13 protein-coding genes are annotated in these 18,250 nt (G+C 70.9%); 6 read left to right on the top strand and 7 right to left on the bottom strand.

What is annotated here, in order from left to right; translation table 11 throughout:
• Positions 1 to 15: 15 nt before the first annotated feature.
• On the top strand, positions 16 to 972 hold the full coding sequence (locus ACFWI4_RS30025; protein WP_387202498.1) for an ABC transporter ATP-binding protein: 957 nt from the start codon (positions 16 to 18) through the stop codon (positions 970 to 972).
• Entirely contained in the window at positions 932 to 1,792 is an 861-nt protein-coding gene (locus tag ACFWI4_RS30020; RefSeq protein ID WP_339127476.1) for an ABC transporter permease, read from the top strand. Before ACFWI4_RS30025 ends, ACFWI4_RS30020 begins: the two co-directional genes overlap by 41 nt.
• An 8-nt stretch (positions 1,793 to 1,800) precedes the next feature.
• On the opposite strand, the gene ACFWI4_RS30015 is transcribed toward ACFWI4_RS30020, so the two are convergent.
• Positions 1,801 to 2,685, bottom strand: a complete 885-nt coding sequence (locus ACFWI4_RS30015) for a hypothetical protein (protein WP_387202495.1) — start codon at positions 2,683 to 2,685, stop codon at positions 1,801 to 1,803.
• Positions 2,686 to 2,816: 131 nt separating this feature from the next.
• On the opposite strand from ACFWI4_RS30015, the gene ACFWI4_RS30010 reads away from it, so the two are divergent.
• Positions 2,817 to 4,823 (top strand): trypsin-like serine protease, encoded by a 2,007-nt coding sequence (locus tag ACFWI4_RS30010; RefSeq protein WP_387202492.1) that lies wholly within the window; start codon positions 2,817 to 2,819, stop codon positions 4,821 to 4,823.
• Between the two features lie 128 nt (positions 4,824 to 4,951).
• Here the strand turns inward: ACFWI4_RS30010 and ACFWI4_RS30005 are convergent, their stop codons facing one another.
• Positions 4,952 to 5,521 (bottom strand): DinB family protein, encoded by a 570-nt coding sequence (locus tag ACFWI4_RS30005; RefSeq protein WP_387202489.1) that lies wholly within the window; start codon positions 5,519 to 5,521, stop codon positions 4,952 to 4,954.
• Positions 5,522 to 5,790: 269 nt separating this feature from the next.
• Between ACFWI4_RS30005 and ACFWI4_RS30000 the strand changes: the two genes are divergently transcribed.
• Positions 5,791 to 7,416: an MFS transporter gene (locus ACFWI4_RS30000; RefSeq protein ID WP_387202486.1), complete on the top strand. Its 1,626-nt coding sequence runs from the start codon at positions 5,791 to 5,793 to the stop codon at positions 7,414 to 7,416.
• Positions 7,417 to 7,499: 83 nt separating this feature from the next.
• Here the strand turns inward: ACFWI4_RS30000 and ACFWI4_RS29995 are convergent, their stop codons facing one another.
• Complete coding sequence (locus tag ACFWI4_RS29995; RefSeq protein WP_387202483.1) at positions 7,500 to 10,232, bottom strand: SpoIIE family protein phosphatase; 2,733 nt, start codon at positions 10,230 to 10,232, stop codon at positions 7,500 to 7,502.
• Between the two features lie 214 nt (positions 10,233 to 10,446).
• Between ACFWI4_RS29995 and ACFWI4_RS29990 the strand changes: the two genes are divergently transcribed.
• On the top strand, positions 10,447 to 10,683 hold the full coding sequence (locus ACFWI4_RS29990; RefSeq protein WP_385404509.1) for a DUF6296 family protein: 237 nt from the start codon (positions 10,447 to 10,449) through the stop codon (positions 10,681 to 10,683).
• Here ACFWI4_RS29990 and ACFWI4_RS29985 read toward each other — a convergent pair.
• Together ACFWI4_RS29985 and ACFWI4_RS29980 are read right to left on the bottom strand one after the other, a co-directional pair.
• On the bottom strand, positions 10,644 to 11,225 hold the full coding sequence (locus ACFWI4_RS29985; protein ID WP_387202480.1) for a GNAT family N-acetyltransferase: 582 nt from the start codon (positions 11,223 to 11,225) through the stop codon (positions 10,644 to 10,646). The genes ACFWI4_RS29990 and ACFWI4_RS29985 overlap by 40 nt on opposite strands.
• Positions 11,226 to 11,309: 84 nt before the next feature.
• Positions 11,310 to 13,553 carry an MMPL family transporter gene (locus tag ACFWI4_RS29980; protein WP_387202477.1) on the bottom strand — a complete coding sequence of 748 codons (2,244 nt, stop codon included), beginning with the start codon at positions 13,551 to 13,553 and terminating at the stop codon, positions 11,310 to 11,312.
• 764 nt (positions 13,554 to 14,317) lie between these two features.
• On the opposite strand from ACFWI4_RS29980, the gene ACFWI4_RS29975 reads away from it, so the two are divergent.
• Entirely contained in the window at positions 14,318 to 16,672 is a 2,355-nt protein-coding gene (locus ACFWI4_RS29975) for a M4 family metallopeptidase (protein ID WP_387202584.1), read from the top strand.
• 68 nt (positions 16,673 to 16,740) lie between these two features.
• On the opposite strand, the gene ACFWI4_RS29970 is transcribed toward ACFWI4_RS29975, so the two are convergent.
• Positions 16,741 to 17,496 (bottom strand): dienelactone hydrolase family protein, encoded by a 756-nt coding sequence (locus tag ACFWI4_RS29970; RefSeq protein ID WP_387202474.1) that lies wholly within the window; start codon positions 17,494 to 17,496, stop codon positions 16,741 to 16,743.
• A 103-nt stretch (positions 17,497 to 17,599) separates the two neighbouring features.
• Positions 17,600 to 18,220, bottom strand: a complete 621-nt coding sequence (locus ACFWI4_RS29965) for an L-threonylcarbamoyladenylate synthase (RefSeq protein ID WP_387202471.1) — start codon at positions 18,218 to 18,220, stop codon at positions 17,600 to 17,602.
• Between the last annotated feature and the right edge of the window lie 30 nt (positions 18,221 to 18,250).

The raw sequence follows: 18,250 nt of genomic DNA, 5'->3' as shown, positions 1-18,250 counted from the left end.
CACGGGAGGGGACGCATGGAACCCGCACGGCAGGAGAGTCCCGGACCTGGAGCCGGAGCCGGAGGCGAACCCGGTTCGGCACCAGGACGCGAACGCGGACCGGAACATGAGCCGGGACCGGACCCCGTCCTCAAGGACGACGGGCCCGTCGCGGCCGTGTCCTGTGCCGGACTCGTCTACACCTTCGGCGAGATGACCGCCGTCGACGGTCTGGACCTCTCGGTCCGCGACGGCGAGGTGTTCGGCCTGCTCGGCCCCAACGGCGCCGGGAAGACGACGGCACTGAGGTGCATCACCACGCTGCTGCCGGTCCCTTCGGGCAAGGTCCGTGTCTTCGGGCACGACGCCACCCGTGAACGCATGGCCGTGCGACGCCTGTTGGGCTACGTGCCCCAGCAACTGTCCGCCGACTCCGGACTCACCGGCCGGGAGAACGTGGCCCTGTTCGCCCGCGTCTTCGACGTGTCCCGGCGCGAACGCGCCGCCCGTGTCGCCCAGGCGCTCGACGCGGTCGGCCTCGGCGACGCCGCCGACCGGCTCGCCAAGACGTACTCCGGAGGAATGGTCCGCCGGCTGGAACTCGCGCAGGCACTGGTCAGCGCTCCCCGGCTGCTGATCCTGGACGAGCCGACCATCGGCCTCGACCCGATCGCCCGCACCAGCGTGTGGGAGCACATCAACGCCGTACGGGCCGTCACCGGCATGACCGTCCTCGTGACGACCCACTACATGGACGAGGCCGACCAGTACTGCGACCGGGTCGCCCTGATGCACCGCGGACGCGTCCGCGCGCTCGGCACGCCGGACGAGCTCAGGGCGGGCCTCGGTGAGCGCCGCGGGATCACCGGCGGCGGAGAACCGCCCACCCTGGAGGACGTCTTCCGCGACGTGGCCGGCAGTGGACTCGACGACCGATCAGGAGACTTCAGCGATGTCCGAAGCACCCGCCGTACCGCTTCCCGCGTCGGCTGAGCACGTCCGCCCCGGGAGTCTCGACCTGCTCGTGATCCCGCCGAAGGCCCGCACGGGCTGGCGCGTGCTGCCCGCCCGGGTGGCCGCGATGTGCGCGGTCGAGCTCCAGAAGCTCCGCCACGACCGCACCGAGCTGTACACCCGCGCGGTCCAGCCCGCGCTCTGGCTGCTGATCTTCGGTGAGACGTTCACCCGGATCCACGCCATCCCGACCGGCGGAATCCCCTACCTCGACTATCTGGCGCCCGGCATCATCGCCCAGTCCGCCATGTTCATCGCCATCTTCTACGGCATCATGATCATTTGGGAGCGGGACGCGGGGATCCTCACCAAGCTCCTGGTCACCCCCACGCCCCGCTCGGCGCTGATCACCGGCAAGGCGTTCGCCGCCGGGGTGAAGGCGCTGATCCAGGCCGTGGTGGTCGTCGTCATCGCCGCGCTGCTCGGGGTGGCGATGACCTGGAACCCGCTGCGGCTCCTCGGCGTGGCCGTGGCCGTCGTGCTCGGTTCGGCGTTCTTCTCCTGCCTGTCCATGACGATCGCGGGCATCGTGCTCACCCGGGACCGCCTGATGGGCATCGGGCAGGCCATCACCATGCCGCTGTTCTTCGGCTCCAACGCCCTCTACCCGGTGGCGATCATGCCCGGCTGGCTCCAGGCCGTCAGTCTGGTCAATCCGCTCAGCTACCAAGTCGACGCCCTGCGCGGCCTGTTGCTCGGCACGCCCGCGCATCTGCCCCTCGACTACGGCGTCCTGGCCGTCGCCGCCGCCCTCGGCATCTGGTCCGCTTCCTCGCTCCTGGGCCGACTGGCGAGGTGAGAGCGCGCTCAGGCGGAGCGTGCGCGGCGGGAGTTGGCCCACCGAAGCAGTCCGGCGGCGGCCGCGGCGGCGAGGAGTACGCCACCGGCGGCCCAGGCCACCACGTCGGTACGGGATGCGGCGGCTGAGTCCTTGGCGGCCTGCTGATCGGCGCAGGCCCTTCCGTGTCCGGCGGGGGTGATCCGCAGCCTGGCCCATGGTTCGCCGGGGCCGGTCCGGTCCGCGTCGTGCCGGTAGACGACGTAGATGCCGGGTGCGGAGTCGCAGGTCAGGGTGGTGGTCGCGGTCAGGACGGCTTTGGCGCCGCGCAGGACGGGGCGGCCGGTGAAGGCGCGGGAGACGAGGGTGATGTCTCCGTCCGATCCCTCGTCGTCGTTGTCCGTGATCGTGATGCGGCTGCCGGCCCGGAAGGTCCGCACGTCCCATGCCGACTGGGGCCACGTCCTGTCCGGAGCCCAGCGCTCCTCCAGCCTGGGCGGTGCCAGTTTCCCGACCTTGCTCCGGCAGGCGCCGCGTGCCGCCGCGTCGGCGGGTTCCACGCGCACCCGTGCCCATCTGAACGGATGCTCGTCCGGGCCCTCGTCTCCGGCGCCGCGTCGCGTCACCGGGTAGGTGCCGGGCCGGGCGTCGCAGGCGATGGTGACGGTGGTGGTCAGCACCGGATCCATCATGCGCAGCTTCCCCGCCGCGACGAACGCGGGGGAGTTGATCGTCGCGAGATACGTGGCATCACTGGCGGCGGTTTCGACCGTCAGCGTGTCGCCGGGATGCACCGAGCGGACACTTCCGAACGGGAGCGAGGGCCCGGGCGGTGAGGCCGAGGCCGGCGCTGCCGCCGCGAAGGAGAGCAGGAGAGGGAGTGTCGCCCACGCGGTCCTGCGGAGTCGGGTCATCGCCTCGCTCGTCTCTTATTTGGCGATATGTCAGTTAATGATCGATAGTACTGTGCCATTGAACCCGTGTACGACAAAGGGGAGTTCGGGGCTCGCTCACCGTACGACCCCTTGCAAGACGGAAAGGCACCTTGTTGCGTTCCAGACACAGATGGATCCGCGTCCTGGCGCTGGGCGTGGGCGTCGGCGTTCTCGGTACCGGGACGGCATCCGCCGCGACGGGCCGTCCGGCGCCCGCGTCCTCCGCGCCGCCGACGGTCTCCACCGCACCGGCGGCTCCCGGCATCGGACATCGGGCACTGCCGAAGCCGCCGCCTCCCTCGGCGCCGTCGACGGTCGCGGGGGCCGTCGAGCCGACCGACTCCGCCACGCCCTCGGCGCCGTCCGCCGAGCCGACCTCTTCCCCCTTCCCTTCGGACGGGCCGAGTCTGAGCGAGGAGGAGAAGTACTGGACGGCGGACCGCATGGACAACGCGGTCCCCCTCGACTCCCCGCCGGTCCCCGCTTCCGCCGCGGCGAAGCACGGGATCAGGGCAGGCGCCGCCGCGCACCGGCCGCCGCCGGCGGGCACTCCCGCCCCTGAGCACTTCCTCGGCCACCCGATGGTGGGCACGTTCTTCTTCGACGGTCAGCCGCTCGGCGGCCCGAAGACGTACTGCACCGGCAGCGTCGTGCACACGGCCGCCAAGGACATCGTCCTGACCGCCGGACACTGCGGGCTCGGCCTGAAGTCGGCCACCCACCGCATCTTCGTGCCGCGCTACCGCACCGGCCGGCCCGCCGCCGGGCAACCGGACGGCGTGTTCCCTGTGTCCCAGCTCTACATCGACCCGCGCTACGAGCGGAACAGCAAGAAGGCGGTCTCCGACCTCGACCTGGCCTTCGCGCAGGTCGGCCCCAACGGCCGGGGCAAGGTGGAGGATGTCACGGGAGCCCTGACCTTCACGCCCACCAGCGGCTACCGCCACAAGGTCACCGTCATCGGCTATCCCGGCGACGCCGGGGTCAACCCCGACCACGTGCCGGTCCGCTGCCCCGTCAGCACCTCCCAACTGCCGGGCTTCCGGCAGATGCGCATGACCTGCACCGGCTTCTACGGTGGTGTCTCCGGCGGTCCCTGGATCGAGGACTACAACAGCACCGACGGCACCGGCAAGGTGATCGGCAACACCGGCGGGTACAACGGCGGCGGCAACGACGCCAACGACGACTGGGTGACCTACGCGCCGGTCTACGGCAAGGACGCCCAGGACCTGTTCGCCGACGCCGCCGCGCACCGGAAGGTGGCGGACGACAAGCCGCCGTACCGGCCGTCCGGGGACCCCTGGCTCCCCGGCACCGCCGCCACCTGGAAGAACGCCGGTTTGATGGCTTCGGGCGACTTCCGCCGGACCGGTCACAGCGACATGATCGTGGTCTGGTCCGACGGCGAGGTCACGCTGTATCCCGGCGACGGACACGGCGGCTACGATCCCGAACGGCAACTGCTGCCCGGCAACTCCACGTGGAAGAACGCCAAGACCATCACGGCGGGCGACTTCACCGGTTCCGACCAGTTCGACCTGCTGGTCCGCTGGGTCGACGGCGAGGTGACCCTGTACGGAGACGTGGGCTCCAACGGACTGGACCGGCCCGGAACCCAGATGATCAAGCCCAACGACCTCTGGAAGAACGCGACGCAGATCGTCGCGGGCCGCTTCGCCGCCGCGCGGTACGTCACCGACCTCGTCGTGCGCTGGTCCGACGGTGAGCTGACCCTCTACACGGGCGTCGGCGCGGGCACCTTCGGGCAGGAGCACCAGCTCAAGCCGAAGAACGACACCTGGCGGAACGCCACACTCCTGACGGCCGGTGAGTTCTCCGGCGACCAGAAATGGGACCTCATGGTGCGCTGGGTCGACGGCGAGCTCGACGACTACGCCGGTACGACGACCTCGGGACTCGGCGGCGAGCATCGGATCCTGGACCCCAACGGGCTCTGGAAGCACGACGCGGCCATGACGACCGGCGACTTCACCGGCAACGGCCGCACCGACGACCTCGTCATCCGCTGGTCGGACGGCGAGACCACCATGTACACCGACACCCTCGCCGACCAGCTGGGAGCCGAACACACGCTCGTCGCCCCGACCTCCTGAGCAACTCACCGGTGACATCAGCACGAAGCCCCGGGCCAACACGCCCGGGGCTTCGTGCTGCCGCGCACCTTGGAGGTCGACCCTGCCCCGAGGCCGGAGCGGACGCCGAACGCTGGGGGCGCCGTCCGCTAGCCCATCGTCTTCGCGCCGTCCAGGGATTCGCGGACGATGTCGGCGTGGCCCGCGTGCTGCGTGGTTTCGGCGATGATGTGCAGCAGCACCCGGCGGGCCGACCAGCGTCCGCCCGGTTCCGACCACGGGGCCTCCGGGAGCGGTCGTGTGGCGTCCAGGTCGGGCAGGGTCGCGACCAACTCGTCGGTCCGGACGGCTGCTTCGGCGTAGTCGGCCAGCACGCCGGCAAGCGTCTCGCCGGGCAGCATCCGGAATTCGTCGGCCCGTCGGGCCCAGTCGGCCTCGGTCATCCTGGTGAAGTCGGGCATCGCCGACGGGCCGTCCAGGATGAACCGCACCCAGTTCCGCTCGACCGCGGTGACGTGCTTGATCAGGCCGCCCAGACACAGCTCGCCCGCGGTGGTCCGCTGCCCGGCCTGCTCGTCGGTGAGGTCGCGGGTGGTGAAACGCAGGAAGCCCCGGTGCTTGGCCAGCACCTCCAGCAGGTCGGCCCGCTCGCCGGTGACACTCGGCCCGTCGGCCGGGTCGTGGGTCGTCGGTTCGCCGGCCGTGACGGTCTCGCTCATGGTCGCTGCCCTCCGTGGTTCGTGCTCCGCCGGACAGGAACGACGCTAGACGCCATCTAGGACAGATCCTGACCTAGGGGCCAAGGGTGCGGAGGAGGCCGATCCCCGTGGTTCGAACCATGTGCGTGACCGTCGGAGCCGTGCCGTCGCGGGCCTCTCGGCCGACGACCGGCGCCCGGTCTCGAATGGTGGGGCGACGCGGGCAGGCTTAACGTCGATGGAGTGAGCATCCACGTTCACCGCCGACCCGCGATGCAGGGCCCTCCCCGATGACGGCCGATCACGTGACATCCCCGGAGTCTGCCGATTCCCCGCAGCGGGGACGAGGCAGTGGTATTGCGCTCCTCGTCATCGCCTCGTGCCAGTTGATGGTGGTCCTCGACATCACCATCGTGAACATCGCGCTGCCGCACATCCAGACCTCGCTCGGCTTCTCGACCGAGAACCTGTCCTGGGTGATCAACGCCTACACGCTGACCTTCGGAGGTCTGCTGCTGCTCGGCGGACGGTCCGGGGACATCCTCGGCAGACGCCGGATGTTCATCTTCGGCGTGCTGCTCTTCGTGTTCGCCTCGCTGCTCGGCGGACTCTCCCAGGAATCCTGGCAGTTGCTCGCCGCGCGCTCGCTCCAGGGCGTCGGCGGGGCCATCGCCTCACCCACGGCCCTGTCGCTGATCACCACCACGTTCCGCGAAGGACCCGAGCGCAACAGGGCGTTCGGGGTGTTCGCGGCCGTCTCCGCGGGCGGCAGCGCCATCGGTCTGCTCGCCGGCGGTGTGCTCGTCGAATGGCTCGACTGGCGCTGGGTCTTCTTCGTGAACGTCCCCATCGGCCTGCTGATCGTGCTCGCGACCCCGCGCTACATCAAGGAGTCCGAACGCCATCCGGGCCACTTCGACCTCGTCGGCGCCCTCACCTCCACGCTCGGCATGGTGCTGCTGGTCTACGGCTTCATCCGGGCCTCGGAGAAGGGCTGGAGCAACCCCCTCACCCTGGCGTCCTTCGGCGCCGCGCTGGTGTTCCTGATCGCCTTCATCGCGGTCGAGCGCCGGTCGAGACAGCCCATCACGCCCCTGTGGATGTTCCGCGACCGCAACCGCTCGGGCGTCTACGCGATGATGCTGAGCCTGTCCGCCGCCATCTTCGGGATGTTCTTCTTCCTGACGCTGTTCGTGCAGAACATCCTCGGGTTCAGCCCGCTGAAGGCGGGGTTCGCCTTCCTCCCGGTCAGCGTGATCATCGCGATCGGCGCGGGCGTCGCCTCGAACCTGCTGCCCAAGTTCGGGCCCAAGCCCTTCATGGCGGTGGGCGCGATCCTGGCCGCGCTGGGCCTCGGCTGGCTGACGCTCACCGACGTCAACAGCACCTATCTCGGCAGCATCCTCGGACCCACCCTGGTCTTCGGCTTCGGCATGGGCCTCCAGTTCGTGTCGCTGACGCTGATGGCGGTGTCCGGAGTGCAGCCCAAGGACACGGGCGCCGCCTCCGGCATCCTCAACGCCACCCAGCAGGTCGGCGGGTCACTCGGCCTGTCCGTGCTGGTCACGGTGTTCGGCACGGCGAGCCGCAACGAGGCCACGAACCAGGTCGCGAACTTCCTGTCGACCGCGACCCCGGCGCAGAAGCTCCAGTTCCGCAGGACGGGACAGCTGCCGGCGCCCTGGAGCGGGCAGGTGCTGACGTCCGGCATCACGGGGGCGTTCGTCGCCGCCGCGATCTTCGCGGTCGTCGCCGCCCTGGTGGCGCTGATCGTCATCCAGGTGCGCCCCTCCGACCTGGAGCGGCTCCAGGGAGGCGCCGCCGCCATGACACCCGTGGACGGGGCGGGCGCGTCGGCCGGTGCGACCCCGAGGGGCGAGCCGGACACCGGGGACGGCCCCTCCGGTCCAGGCTGACGTGCCCTGGGCCGAGGCCATCGCCCCGTCGCCCCGCCCCGGGCCGACACCATCGCCCCCTGCCGCTCGGGCCTGCTTCCGCCTCAGGGCAGGGGCTGTTCGGCCCAGATGACCTTGCCCTCGGGCGTGTAGCGGGTTCCCCAGCGCTCCGTGAGCTGGGCGACCAGGAACAGCCCGCGTCCGCCCTCGTCCGTCGTCGCCGCGTACCGCAGATGCGGTGAGGTGCTGCTGCCGTCGAACACCTCGCAGATCAGCGTGCGGTCCAGCAGCAGACGGACCCCGATGGGCCCGTTGCCGTAGCGGATCGCGTTCGTCACCAGCTCGCTGAGGATCAGCTCGGTGGTGAACGTCAGCTCCTGGAGCCCCCAGCGCTCCAGCTGCCTGCTGGCCGAGGCGCGTGCCTCGCCCACGGCGGCCGGTTCGGACGGCACCTCCCACGAGACGATCCGGTCCGTGGGGAGGGCGTGGGTGCGCGCCACGATCAGGGCGATGTCGTCGCTCGGCCTGGCCGGGAGCAGTGCGCTCAGCACGGCCTGGCAGGTCTCCTCCGGCGAGCGGTCGGCCCCGGCCAGCGCCGTGCGCAGCAGTTCGAGCCCGACGTCGATGTCCCGTTCCCGGTCCTCGACCAGGCCGTCCGTGTACAGGACCAGCCGGCTGCCCTCCTCCAGCTCCAGCTCGGCCGTCTCGAACGGCAGACCGCCCAGGCCGAGCGGCGGACCGGCCGGGACCTCGGGGAACTCGACGCTGCCGTCCGGACGGATCACCGCGGGCGGCGGATGACCCGCGCGGGCGACGGTGCAGCGCCGGGTCGTCGGGTCGTAGACGGCGTACACGCAGGTGGCGCCGGTGACGACGGCCGCGCTGTCCTCCGGGATCTCGTCCTGGTCGATCCGGCCGACCAGCTCGTCCAGCAGTCCGAGGAGTTCGTCGGGCGGCAGATCGAGCGCGGAGAAGTTGTGGACCGCCGTACGCAGCCGGCCCATGGTCGCCGCGGCCAGCAGCCCATGGCCGACGACGTCGCCGACGACGACCGCGACCCGCGCGCCGGACAGCGGCAGCACGTCGAACCAGTCGCCGCCGACCCCGGCCTGCGCCGGCAGATAGCGGTAGGCGAGGTCGAGGGCGCTCTGGTCGGGCAGGGTGCGCGGCAGCAGGCTGCGCTGAAGGGTCACGGCCATCGTGTGCTCGCGCGTGTAGCGGCGCGCGTTGTCGATGGAGACCGCCGCACGGGCGACCAGCTCCTCGGCGAGGGCGAGCTCGTCCACGTCGAAGGGGTCGGGCTTCTCGGAGCGCCAGAAGTTGACCACGCCCATGACCAGGGGGCCGACGCGCAGGGGGACGGTGATCAGGGAGTGGATCCCGTAGTCGACGACCTGCGCCGTGCGCTTGGGATCCTGGGCCAGCCAGCCCGGGGCGCCGCTCAGGTCGGGCTCGACCACGGCCTCCCCGGTGCGCAGACTGTGGGCCTGGGGCGAGGACGGCACGAAGCCGATGTGCTCGCCGACCGGGTAGAGCGGCGCGTCCTCGCGGATGCCGCCGGAGGCGGTGCGGCGCAGCCCGGTGCCGGCGTCCGGCTCCTGCCCGTTCAGGACGGCGTCGGCCAGGTCCACGGTGACGAAGTCGGCGAAGCGGGGGACGGCGACCGACGTCAGTTCCTCGGCCGTCCGGGTGACGTCCAGGCTCGTGCCGATGCGTACACCGGCGTCGTAGAGGAGTTTGAGCCGTTCGCGGGCGATCTCCGCCCGGCCCGAGAGCGCCCGCAGCTCCGTGGAGTCACGGAGCGTGGCGACGCTGCCGGCCGGGCCGCCGCGCAGATGCGTGGGCCGCTGGTTGACGGCCAGGAGCTGGTCCCCGACGAGGTGCACCTCGTCGGTGGCCACCCGCCCGGAGGCCAGCAGCTCGGCGGTGCCGGCGTCCAGGCCGAGTCGCTGGACGTGCTGTCCCTCGGCGTCCGGGGGCAGGTCCAGCAGCCGGCTGGCCTCGTCGTTGGCGAGCAGCAGCTGTCCCTCCGCGCCGACGATGATCACTCCTTCCCGGACGGAGTGCAGCACGGCGTCGTGGTGCTCGTACATCCGGGTCATCTCGTACGGGCCGAGGCCGTGGGTCTGGCGCAGCAGGCGCCTGCTGACCAGCGCGGTGCTCGCGGTCGCGAGGGCCAGGGCGACGGCGGCGGCGCCGAGCAGGAGCGGCAGCTGGTGGTCGGCGGCACCGCCCACGTTGTCCGTGGTGATCCCGGCCGAGACCATGCCGACCACCTTGCCGTCGGGCGCCTCGACGGGGACCGTGGCCTGCACCAGCGGGCCGAGCGTTCCGTCGACCTGCTCGACGACGGTGTGGCCGGCCAGCACCGGTGCGGTGGTGCCGATGAACTTCTTGCCGATCCGGTCGGGCTTGGGATGCGTGTAACGGATCGCGTGGGTGTTCAGTACGACGATGAAGTCCACGTCCGACGCCTTGCGGGCGGCCTCCGCGCTGGGCTGGAGCAGGGCCGTGGGGTCGGGGGCGCTCAGCGCCGCGCGGGTGCCCGGCGCGTTGGCGAAGGTCTCGGCGACGGCGAGTGAGCGGTTGCGGGCCTCCTGGGTGCTGTCGTGGCGCACCTGGAGCACCAGTGCCACCACCGCTGCGACGACCAGGAGCAGCACGATGACCACTTGCAGGACGAAGACCTGTCCGGCGACGCTGCGCCCGCCGAGGGCGTAACGCAGCCCGTCGGACGGGCCGTGCCCGTGCTTGCCGTCGTGCGGCCCGCGTTCGCGGTGCGCTGTACTGGGGCGGCGGGGCGACTGAGCCCGGGTTCGACCCAATAGTCCGACCATGAGCTATGTCTACACTGCCCGGCGCCCCGTGGCGAGGGGCGTCACGCACGGTGACCGGCCGCGGTCCCGGTGACAGGGGTGGCGGGCGGGGCGGCCGGGCGCGGGCAAGGCGGTCCCCGGGTGCCTGGACGCATGATGGAGACGTAGTCCTTCTCGTATCGCTTTGTCCTTTTGTCCTTGCATCCGATTTGTCGCTTCGGCGCGGAGGCCCTGAATGAAGACCGTGGACCGCTACCGGCTGACCTTCACCCACCCCGGACCCGACGCGCGCATGGTGACGGACGAGGTGGTCGTCGAGCGCACGAGTGCCAAGGGGCCGGGCGGCCACCCGGTGTACAGCGATGCCACCGGCATCCTCCGCGCCGAGATCAGCCCGTCGGGCGAGGTCCGCATGCTGGCCAGCGGCGCCTATCAGTCGCCGATCAACCCGGCCGTCGAACCGCTCTCCTGACCGTCCGCGCGGCGGTCCGGGACCACGGTCGCGCCGCCCGCCGGCCGTGCGCTCCCGGCGGGCGGCAGCTCCCGCTCGAAGCGCAGGGCCGGGCGCCCGTTCAGCTCGGTGTCGCCGACGACGAGGAACCCGTTGCGGGCGAGCACCGTCCGGGAGCCGGCGTTGTCGGTGGTCGCGGCGGCCCGCAGCGCGTTCAGCCCGTACGCGCTCGCGGCCAGCGCGCACAGTTCCCGTACGGCGGCCGTGGCCAGCCCCTGCCCCGCGGCCCGCTCGGCGACGCGGTAGCCGAGCACGGCCGAACCGTCCGCCACGTCGAACAGGTTGAAGCGGGCCAGCACCGCGCCCGCGCCGTCCACGACGACATGGAGATGGGCCTGGCGCGCGGCCTGTTCGGCCAGGATCTCGCGCAGGAAGGCGTCGAACCGTTCGAAGAAGACGTCGCCGCGGTCGGGGATCGACGCGGCGAAGTAGGCGCGGTTCTCCCGCTCGAAGGCGAGCAGGGCGGGTGCGTGGTCGAGGCGGAGCCGTTCCATCCTGGGCATCACGTCATGCTAGGTATCCGCGCGGTCCCGGGCACCCGGATTTCCCGTGCGCCCTGGACCCCACCGCCGGGCCGGGTCCGGGCCCTAGGGCTCCTCGCCCTCCGGGTCGATGTGCGGGAGGATCCTGTCCAGCCAGCGCGGGGTCCACCACGCGCGGGCGCCGAGCAGCGTCATGACCGCCGGGACCATCAGGAGCCGTACGACCGTCGCGTCGATCAGCACGCTGACGGCGAGTCCGAGGCCGAGCATCTTGACCACGATGTTGTCGCTCAGGATGAACGCGGCGAAGACGCTCATCATGATCAGGGCGGCGCAGGTGATGACCCGGGCGGTGATCTCCAGCGCGTGCGCGACGCTGTCCTTCGCGTCCCCGGTGCGCAGCCAGAACTCGTGCACGCGGGAGAGCAGGAAGATCTCGTAGTCCATGCTGAGCCCGAAGATGATCGCGAACATCATCATCGGCACGTAGCTCTCGATGGGCACCTTGCCCGAGACCCCGAGCGCCGGCCCGCCCCAGCCCCACTGGAAGACGGCGACGACGACACCGTAGGACGCGGCGATGGAGAGCACGTTGAGGATCGCCGCCTTCAGGGCGACGAGCAGCCCGCGGAAGACGATCAGGATGATGATGAAGGCGAGCGCCACCACCACGAGGATGATGAGCGGCAGCCGGCTCGCGACGATGTTGCGGAAGTCGACCTGGGCCGCGGTCGTCCCCGTGACGTAGCCCTTGGCGTCGTACCCGGACACGGCCTTCGGCAGGGTGTCGTCCACCAGACGGTTCGTCAGGGCCGTGGTGTCCTTGTTCTGCGGGGACACCTTGGAGTAGACGGTGCCCACCAGCACGTCCCCGTCCTTGGTGGCTGTCAGCGGGGTGACCGCGGCCGCCCCCGACACGCCGCTGACCGTCTTCTGGGCCTGCGAGGCCAGCGCGGACCGCTTGTCGGACGGCACGTTCGTCTGGTCGATGACCACGGTCAGCGGGCCGTTGGAGCCGGGACCGAAGGAGTCCGACATGATGTCGAACGCCCGCCGGTCGGTGAAGGACGTGGGGTCGGCGCCGTCACCGATGTGCCCGAGCTGGATGGTGAACACGGGGATGGCCAGCACGAGCACCGTGAACAGGCCGCCGGCCAGGTACCGCCAGGGGCGCCGCTCGACGCGCTGCGCGTAGCGGTGCCAGGTGCCGGTGACGGGCGCGCCGGGCTCGGCGTTGGTCTCCGCGATCGGCGTGCGCACGTGATACCGGTCGATGCGCTTGCCGATGAGACCGAGCAGAGCGGGTACGAGGGTCAGCGCGCCGGCCACCGCCGAGACCACCGTGACGGCCGCCGCGAGGCCGAGCTTGCTGATGAACGAGACGCCGGAGACCGACAGTCCGGCCAGGGCGATGATGACGGTGCAGCCCGAGACCAGGACCGCGCGCCCGCTGGTCGTGGTGGCGCGGCCCGCCGCCCGCACCGGATCGGCGCCGTTGATGAGGTTCTGTCGGTGACGGGTGAGCAGGAACAGGGCGTAGTCGATGCCGACGCCGAGTCCGATCATGGTGGCGAGCGTCGGTGAGACGGTCGCGAAGTCGGTCGCGGCGGCCAGCAGGCCGAGGATGGCGAGGCCGCCCACCACGCTGACCAGGGCGGTCACCAGCGGCAGCACCGCGCCGATGACACTGCCGAACCCGACGAGCAGGACGACGATCGCCACCGCGAACCCGATCAGTTCGCTGATCTTGTCGTTCGGCGCGGGCCGGGCCAGCTCGCCCAGGGGGCCGCCGTACTCGACGTCGACTCCCGCGGACCGCAGCGGCTGGACGGCGCTGTCCACCCCGTTGAGGTACTCGTCGCCGAGCGTCGAGGGCTGCACGTCGAAGCGGACCGTGATGTAGCCGGTCTTCCCGTCGCTGGAGAGGGGGCCGACGTTCGGCTGCTGGGACTGTCCCGAGGGCGGCGTGGACCCGGGCGGCGGCAGCGGGTTCTGGGCCGACAGGACGTGCGGCAGCTTCTCCAGGGAGCTGACGGTCTGGCTCATCTGGGAACTCAGGTCGGTCAGCGGCTTCTGCGTGTCCCGCATCACGACCTGGCTGCTGTAGCCGCCCGCGGCCGGATCGTGTGCCTTGAGGACGTCGAGGCCCTCGGTGGACTGCACTCCCGGGAGCTGGAAGTTGTCCGAGTACTGTCCGCCGAACGAGTGGTTCAGCCCCTGGAGCACGCCGAGCGCGACGAGCCACGCCACGATGACGATCACGAAATGGCGGGCGCACCACTCGCCCAGCCGCTGAAGCACTCCGGGCCTGGTGCGCCCGCTGGCTGAAGGGGCTTGTGTCGCCGACATGCGCAGCTCCTGCTCCGGGACGACTCCTCCGACTCCGTCATTAAACGACGCGACGATCACCACGGCCCGCCGAGATCACGACGGCGGAGGCGCCCGCTTCCCGTCCGCCTACACCGACCGCACGCCCGCTTCCGATCCGGGCCGCCCACCGGACTGCCGCTTGCGGTAAGCGCGCGCCTGCGGGCCGCCGGTAGCTGGCCGCGCAGTTCCCCGCGCCCCTGAACGGCCGCCCTGGCGGGCGCCCGCCAGGGCGCTCGTCCAGGGGCGCGAGGAACTGCGCGAGCAACCACGATGCACCCGTCCGCCCGGGAACAAGGCCCACCCCTACGGCGAAACCGGCTCGGCACGCGAGCGCCGGCTCAGGGGTGCGGGGAACTGCGCGAGCAACCACGACGTACCCGTCCGCCCGGGAACAAGGCCCACCCCCGCGGCGAAGACGGCTCGGTACCCGCGGCCCGGCGGCCTCAACGCACGGCGACTTCACGCCGGTTCCGGGCGCCAGGGGTTTCGTGGCGGGGGCGTAGGGATAACCCTCGATCGTCACCAAGCCCATGTCATGGCTAGGTCAAAAGTGCCATCCTCTTCCACACCTGTCGGACAGGTCGTCCATGGCCTGCCCACAGCCGCGTTCCCGCGCGCCCTGGCTCAGCTCTTCCCGGGCAGCACATCCCGTCTGCCCGGTCTGTCACCGGCCGCCGACCGCGGCCGAAGCAGTAGGAGTACGAGTGAGACGTTTCCCCCGTCAGGCGACCGCGGCCGGAGCCATGGTGGCCACCGCCGCGTTCCTGGCCGTCGGCATACAGACGGTCCCGGCAGTCGCCAAGCCGGCCCCCCACACAACTCCCCTGCGCACCGGGGGACTTGAGGCGAAGCTCACCCCGGCCCAGCACGCGGCGCTGCTGACGAAGGCGTCGAAGCAGACCGCCGCGACCGCAGGAACCCTGGGCCTCGGCTCCAAGGAGAAGCTGGTCGTCAAGGATGTCGTCAAGGACAACGACGGCACCGTGCACACCCGTTACGAGCGCACGTACGCCGGACTCCCGGTCCTCGGCGGCGACATCGTGGTCCACACCCCGCCCGCCTCGCAGGCCACCGGCACGGTGAGCACGACCTTCAACAACAAGCACGCCATCAAGGTCGCGAGCACCACCGCCACCGTCACCAAGGCCGCCGCGGGAGCCCAGGCCCTCAAGACGGCCAAGTCGCTCAAGGCGGAGAAGCCCTCCACCCAGAGCGCCCGCAAGGTCATCTGGGCCGGCACCGGCACCCCCCGGCTCGCCTGGGAGACCGTGATCAGCGGGTTCCAGGACGACGGCACGCCGAGCAGGCTGCACGTGGTCACCGACGCCACGACCGGCAAGGAACTCACCCGGTACGAGGGCATCGAGACCGGCACCGGCAACACCCAGTACAGCGGCTCGGTCACGCTGAACACCACGCTGTCGGGATCGACGTACCAGCTCACGGACTCGACGCGCGGCGGGCACAAGACCTACTCGCTGAACAACGGCACCTCCGGCACCGGCACGCTGATGACGGACGCCGACGACGTCTGGGGCACCGGCTCGGGTTCCAACACCCAGACCGCCGGCGCCGACGCGGCCTACGGCGCCCAGATGACCTGGGACTTCTACAAGAACACCTTCGGGCGCAGCGGCATCAAGAACGACGGCGTCGCCGCCTACTCGCGCGTCCACTACAGCACGGCGTACGTCAACGCCTTCTGGGACGACAGCTGCTTCTGCATGACCTACGGCGACGGCACCAGCAGCACCCACGCGCTGACCTCGCTGGACGTCGCGGGCCACGAGATGAGCCACGGCGTCACCTCCAACACCGCGGGCCTGAACTACACCGGTGAGTCCGGCGGCCTCAACGAGGCCACCTCCGACATCTTCGGCACCGGTGTCGAGTTCTACGCCAACAACTCGACCGACGTGGGCGACTACCTCATCGGCGAGAAGATCAACATCAACGGCGACGGCACCCCGCTGCGCTACATGGACAAGCCCAGCAAGGACGGGAGTTCGGCGGACAGCTGGTACTCCGGCGTCGGCAACCTGGACGTCCACTACTCCTCGGGCCCGGCGAACCACATGTTCTACCTGCTCTCCGAGGGCAGCGGCACCAAGACCATCAACGGTGTCACGTACAACAGCACGACCTCCGACGGTGTCGCCGTCGCGGGCATCGGCCGCGCCGCCGCCCTGCAGATCTGGTACAAGGCGCTGACGACGTACATGACGTCCAGCACCAACTACGCGGGCGCCCGTACCGCCGCGCTGAACGCCGCGACCGCCCTGTACGGCGCGAACTCCACGCAGTACGCGGGTGTGGCGAACGCCTTCGCGGGCATCGCCGTCGGCAGCCACGTCACCCCGCCGAGCAGCGGTGTGACCGTCACCAACCCGGGCAGCCAGTCCTCGACCGTCGGCACCGCGGTGAGCCTCCAGGTCTCGGCCAGCAGCACCAACAGCGGCGCCCTGACGTACTCCGCGAGCGGACTGCCCACCGGCCTGTCGATCAACAGCTCCACCGGCGCGATCACCGGTACCCCGACCACGGCCGGGACGTACAGCACCACGGTGACCGTCACCGACAGCACCGGAGCCACCGGCACCGCGTCGTTCACCTGGCCCGTCAGCACCTCCGGTGGCGGCGGCACCTGCACCTCGGCGCAGCTGCTCGGGAACCCCGGATTCGAGTCCGGCAACACCACGTGGACCGCGAGCAGCGGTGTCATCACCACCGACACGGGTGAGGCGGCCCACGGCGGCTCGTACAAGGCCTGGCTGGACGGCTACGGCTCCACGCACACCGACACGCTCTCGCAGTCGGTGACCATCCCCGCCGGCTGCAAGGCCTCGTTCACCTTCTACCTGCACGTCGACAGCGCGGAGACCACCACCAGCACGCAGTACGACAAGCTGACGGTCACCGCCGGTTCGACCACGCTGGCGACCTACTCGAACCTCAACAAGGCCACCGGCTACACGCAGAAGACGTTCGACCTGTCCTCCTTCGCCGGCTCCACCGTGAGCCTGAAGTTCAGCGGCGTCGAGGACTCCTCGCTCCAGACCAGCTTCGTCGTGGACGACACCGCCGTGACGACCAGCTGACCGCTCATCGCACCAGCGACGTCCCGCACGCCTCCCGGGCGTGCGGGACGTCCGCGTCGCAGGACCGGTCAGAGAGTGCGCGACAGCAGATCGAGCAGCGCCTCCCAGTGCCGCTCGTCGCCCTCCTTCTGGTACGAGGCGGTGTCGGCCTGGGTGTACCCGTGCGGCGCCTCCGGGTAGACCTCGCAGCGGTGCCGGACACCGGCGGCGGTCAGTGCCGCCTCCAGCCTCTCGATCTGCTCCCCGGGCAGCGACGGGTCGTTGTCGGCGTGGCCGAAGTACAGCTCGGCGCGGACGTGTTCGGCGACCAGGTGCGGGCTGTCCGGGTCCTCGGTGGCGAGCCGTCCTCCGTGGAAGCCGGCCGCGGCGGCGACCCGCTCCGGGAAGGCACCGGCGGTGCGCAGCGCCAGCCGGGCGCCCATGCAGTAGCCGGTGACCGCGACGGGCCCGTCGGCCACCAGCGGGCTGTCCTTGAACCACCCCAGGTAGGCGCCCGCGTCGCCGTCCGACAGTTCCGGCGTCAGCGACTGCATGACCGGGCCGATCCGGGTCCAGAGGTCGGGGAGCGCCTCGGGGCCGATGAACTCGGGCAGATCGAAGACGGGGGCCCGTCCGTGCCGGTAGAACACGTTGGGCACCAGGACCGTGTAACCCGCGGCGGCCAGCCGGTCCGCCATCGACCGCAGGTGCGGGCGCAGACCGTAGGCGTCCTGGTAGAGCAGGACGCCCGGGTGGGGGAGTCCGTCCGCGGGACGGGCGAGGTAGGCATCGGCGGTGCCGTCCTCGGTCGGGATGTCCACTGCTGTTCCCTGTACGGAGGTCATGGGGGCTGCCTCTCAGCGCGGTCGACGGCGAGCAACTCGACGGCCCGGCGGTGCGGGCCGTCGATCATGCTGCCACGCGCCGGTCCGGCCGCCGCAGCCGGTGTCACTCGAACCGAGTGACGTCACCGGCCCCCTGCCGTACGATCTCCGCCTCGCCGCCGGAGAAGTCGATGACGGTCGTCGGCTCGGTGCCGCAGTCGCCGGAGTCGATGACGGCGTCCACCACGTGGTCGAGGAGGTCCTTGATCTCCCAGCCCTGGGTCAGCGGCTTGTCCTCGTCGGGCAGCAGCAGGGTGCTCGACAGCAGCGGCTCGCCCAGTTCGGCGAGGATCGCCTGCGCGACGACGTGGTCGGGAATCCGCACCCCGACGGTCTTCTTCTTCGGGTGCAGCAGCCTGCGCGGAGCCTCCTTCGTCGCCGGCAGGACGAAGGTGTAACTGCCGGGTGTCGCCGCCTTGACCGAGCGGAAGACCGCGTTGTCGATCCGTACGAAGTGCCCCAGCTGGGCGAAGTCCTCGCACATCAGCGTGAAGTGGTGACGCTCGTCGAGCTGGCGGATCGAGCGGATGCGGTCGATGCCCTCCCGGTTGCCGAGCGCGCAGCCGAGTGCGAAGCAGGAGTCCGTCGGGTAGACGATCAGCCCGCCGGCCCGGACGATCTCCACCACCTGGCCGATGATGCGCCGCTGCGGGTTCTCCGGGTGAACGTCGAAGTACTTGGCCATGGTTCGAGCCTAAGGGGTGTCCCCGGCGGG

The sequence above is a fragment of the Streptomyces sp. NPDC127038 genome, assembly GCF_042725875.1.
Classification (GTDB): domain Bacteria; phylum Actinomycetota; class Actinomycetes; order Streptomycetales; family Streptomycetaceae; genus Streptomyces.
This window is presented reverse-complemented; position numbering and strand designations above follow the sequence as displayed.

Excerpts from the sequence above, each read along its gene's own strand:
- ACFWI4_RS29995 (WP_387202483.1), bottom strand. The coding sequence starts at position 10,232 with ATGGTCGGACTATTGGGTCGAACCCGGGCTCAGTCGCCCCGCCGCCCC.
- ACFWI4_RS30005 (WP_387202489.1), bottom strand. The coding sequence starts at position 5,521 with ATGAGCGAGACCGTCACGGCCGGCGAACCGACGACCCACGACCCGGCC.
- ACFWI4_RS29980 (WP_387202477.1), bottom strand. The coding sequence starts at position 13,553 with ATGTCGGCGACACAAGCCCCTTCAGCCAGCGGGCGCACCAGGCCCGGA.
- ACFWI4_RS29985 (WP_387202480.1), bottom strand. The coding sequence starts at position 11,225 with ATGCCCAGGATGGAACGGCTCCGCCTCGACCACGCACCCGCCCTGCTC.
- ACFWI4_RS30000 (WP_387202486.1), top strand. The coding sequence starts at position 5,791 with ATGACGGCCGATCACGTGACATCCCCGGAGTCTGCCGATTCCCCGCAG.
- ACFWI4_RS29990 (WP_385404509.1), top strand. The coding sequence starts at position 10,447 with ATGAAGACCGTGGACCGCTACCGGCTGACCTTCACCCACCCCGGACCC.
- ACFWI4_RS30025 (WP_387202498.1), top strand. The coding sequence starts at position 16 with ATGGAACCCGCACGGCAGGAGAGTCCCGGACCTGGAGCCGGAGCCGGA.
- ACFWI4_RS29970 (WP_387202474.1), bottom strand. The coding sequence starts at position 17,496 with ATGACCTCCGTACAGGGAACAGCAGTGGACATCCCGACCGAGGACGGC.
- ACFWI4_RS29965 (WP_387202471.1), bottom strand. The coding sequence starts at position 18,220 with ATGGCCAAGTACTTCGACGTTCACCCGGAGAACCCGCAGCGGCGCATC.
- ACFWI4_RS29975 (WP_387202584.1), top strand. The coding sequence starts at position 14,318 with ATGGTGGCCACCGCCGCGTTCCTGGCCGTCGGCATACAGACGGTCCCG.
- ACFWI4_RS30020 (WP_339127476.1), top strand. The coding sequence starts at position 932 with ATGTCCGAAGCACCCGCCGTACCGCTTCCCGCGTCGGCTGAGCACGTC.
- ACFWI4_RS30015 (WP_387202495.1), bottom strand. The coding sequence starts at position 2,685 with ATGACCCGACTCCGCAGGACCGCGTGGGCGACACTCCCTCTCCTGCTC.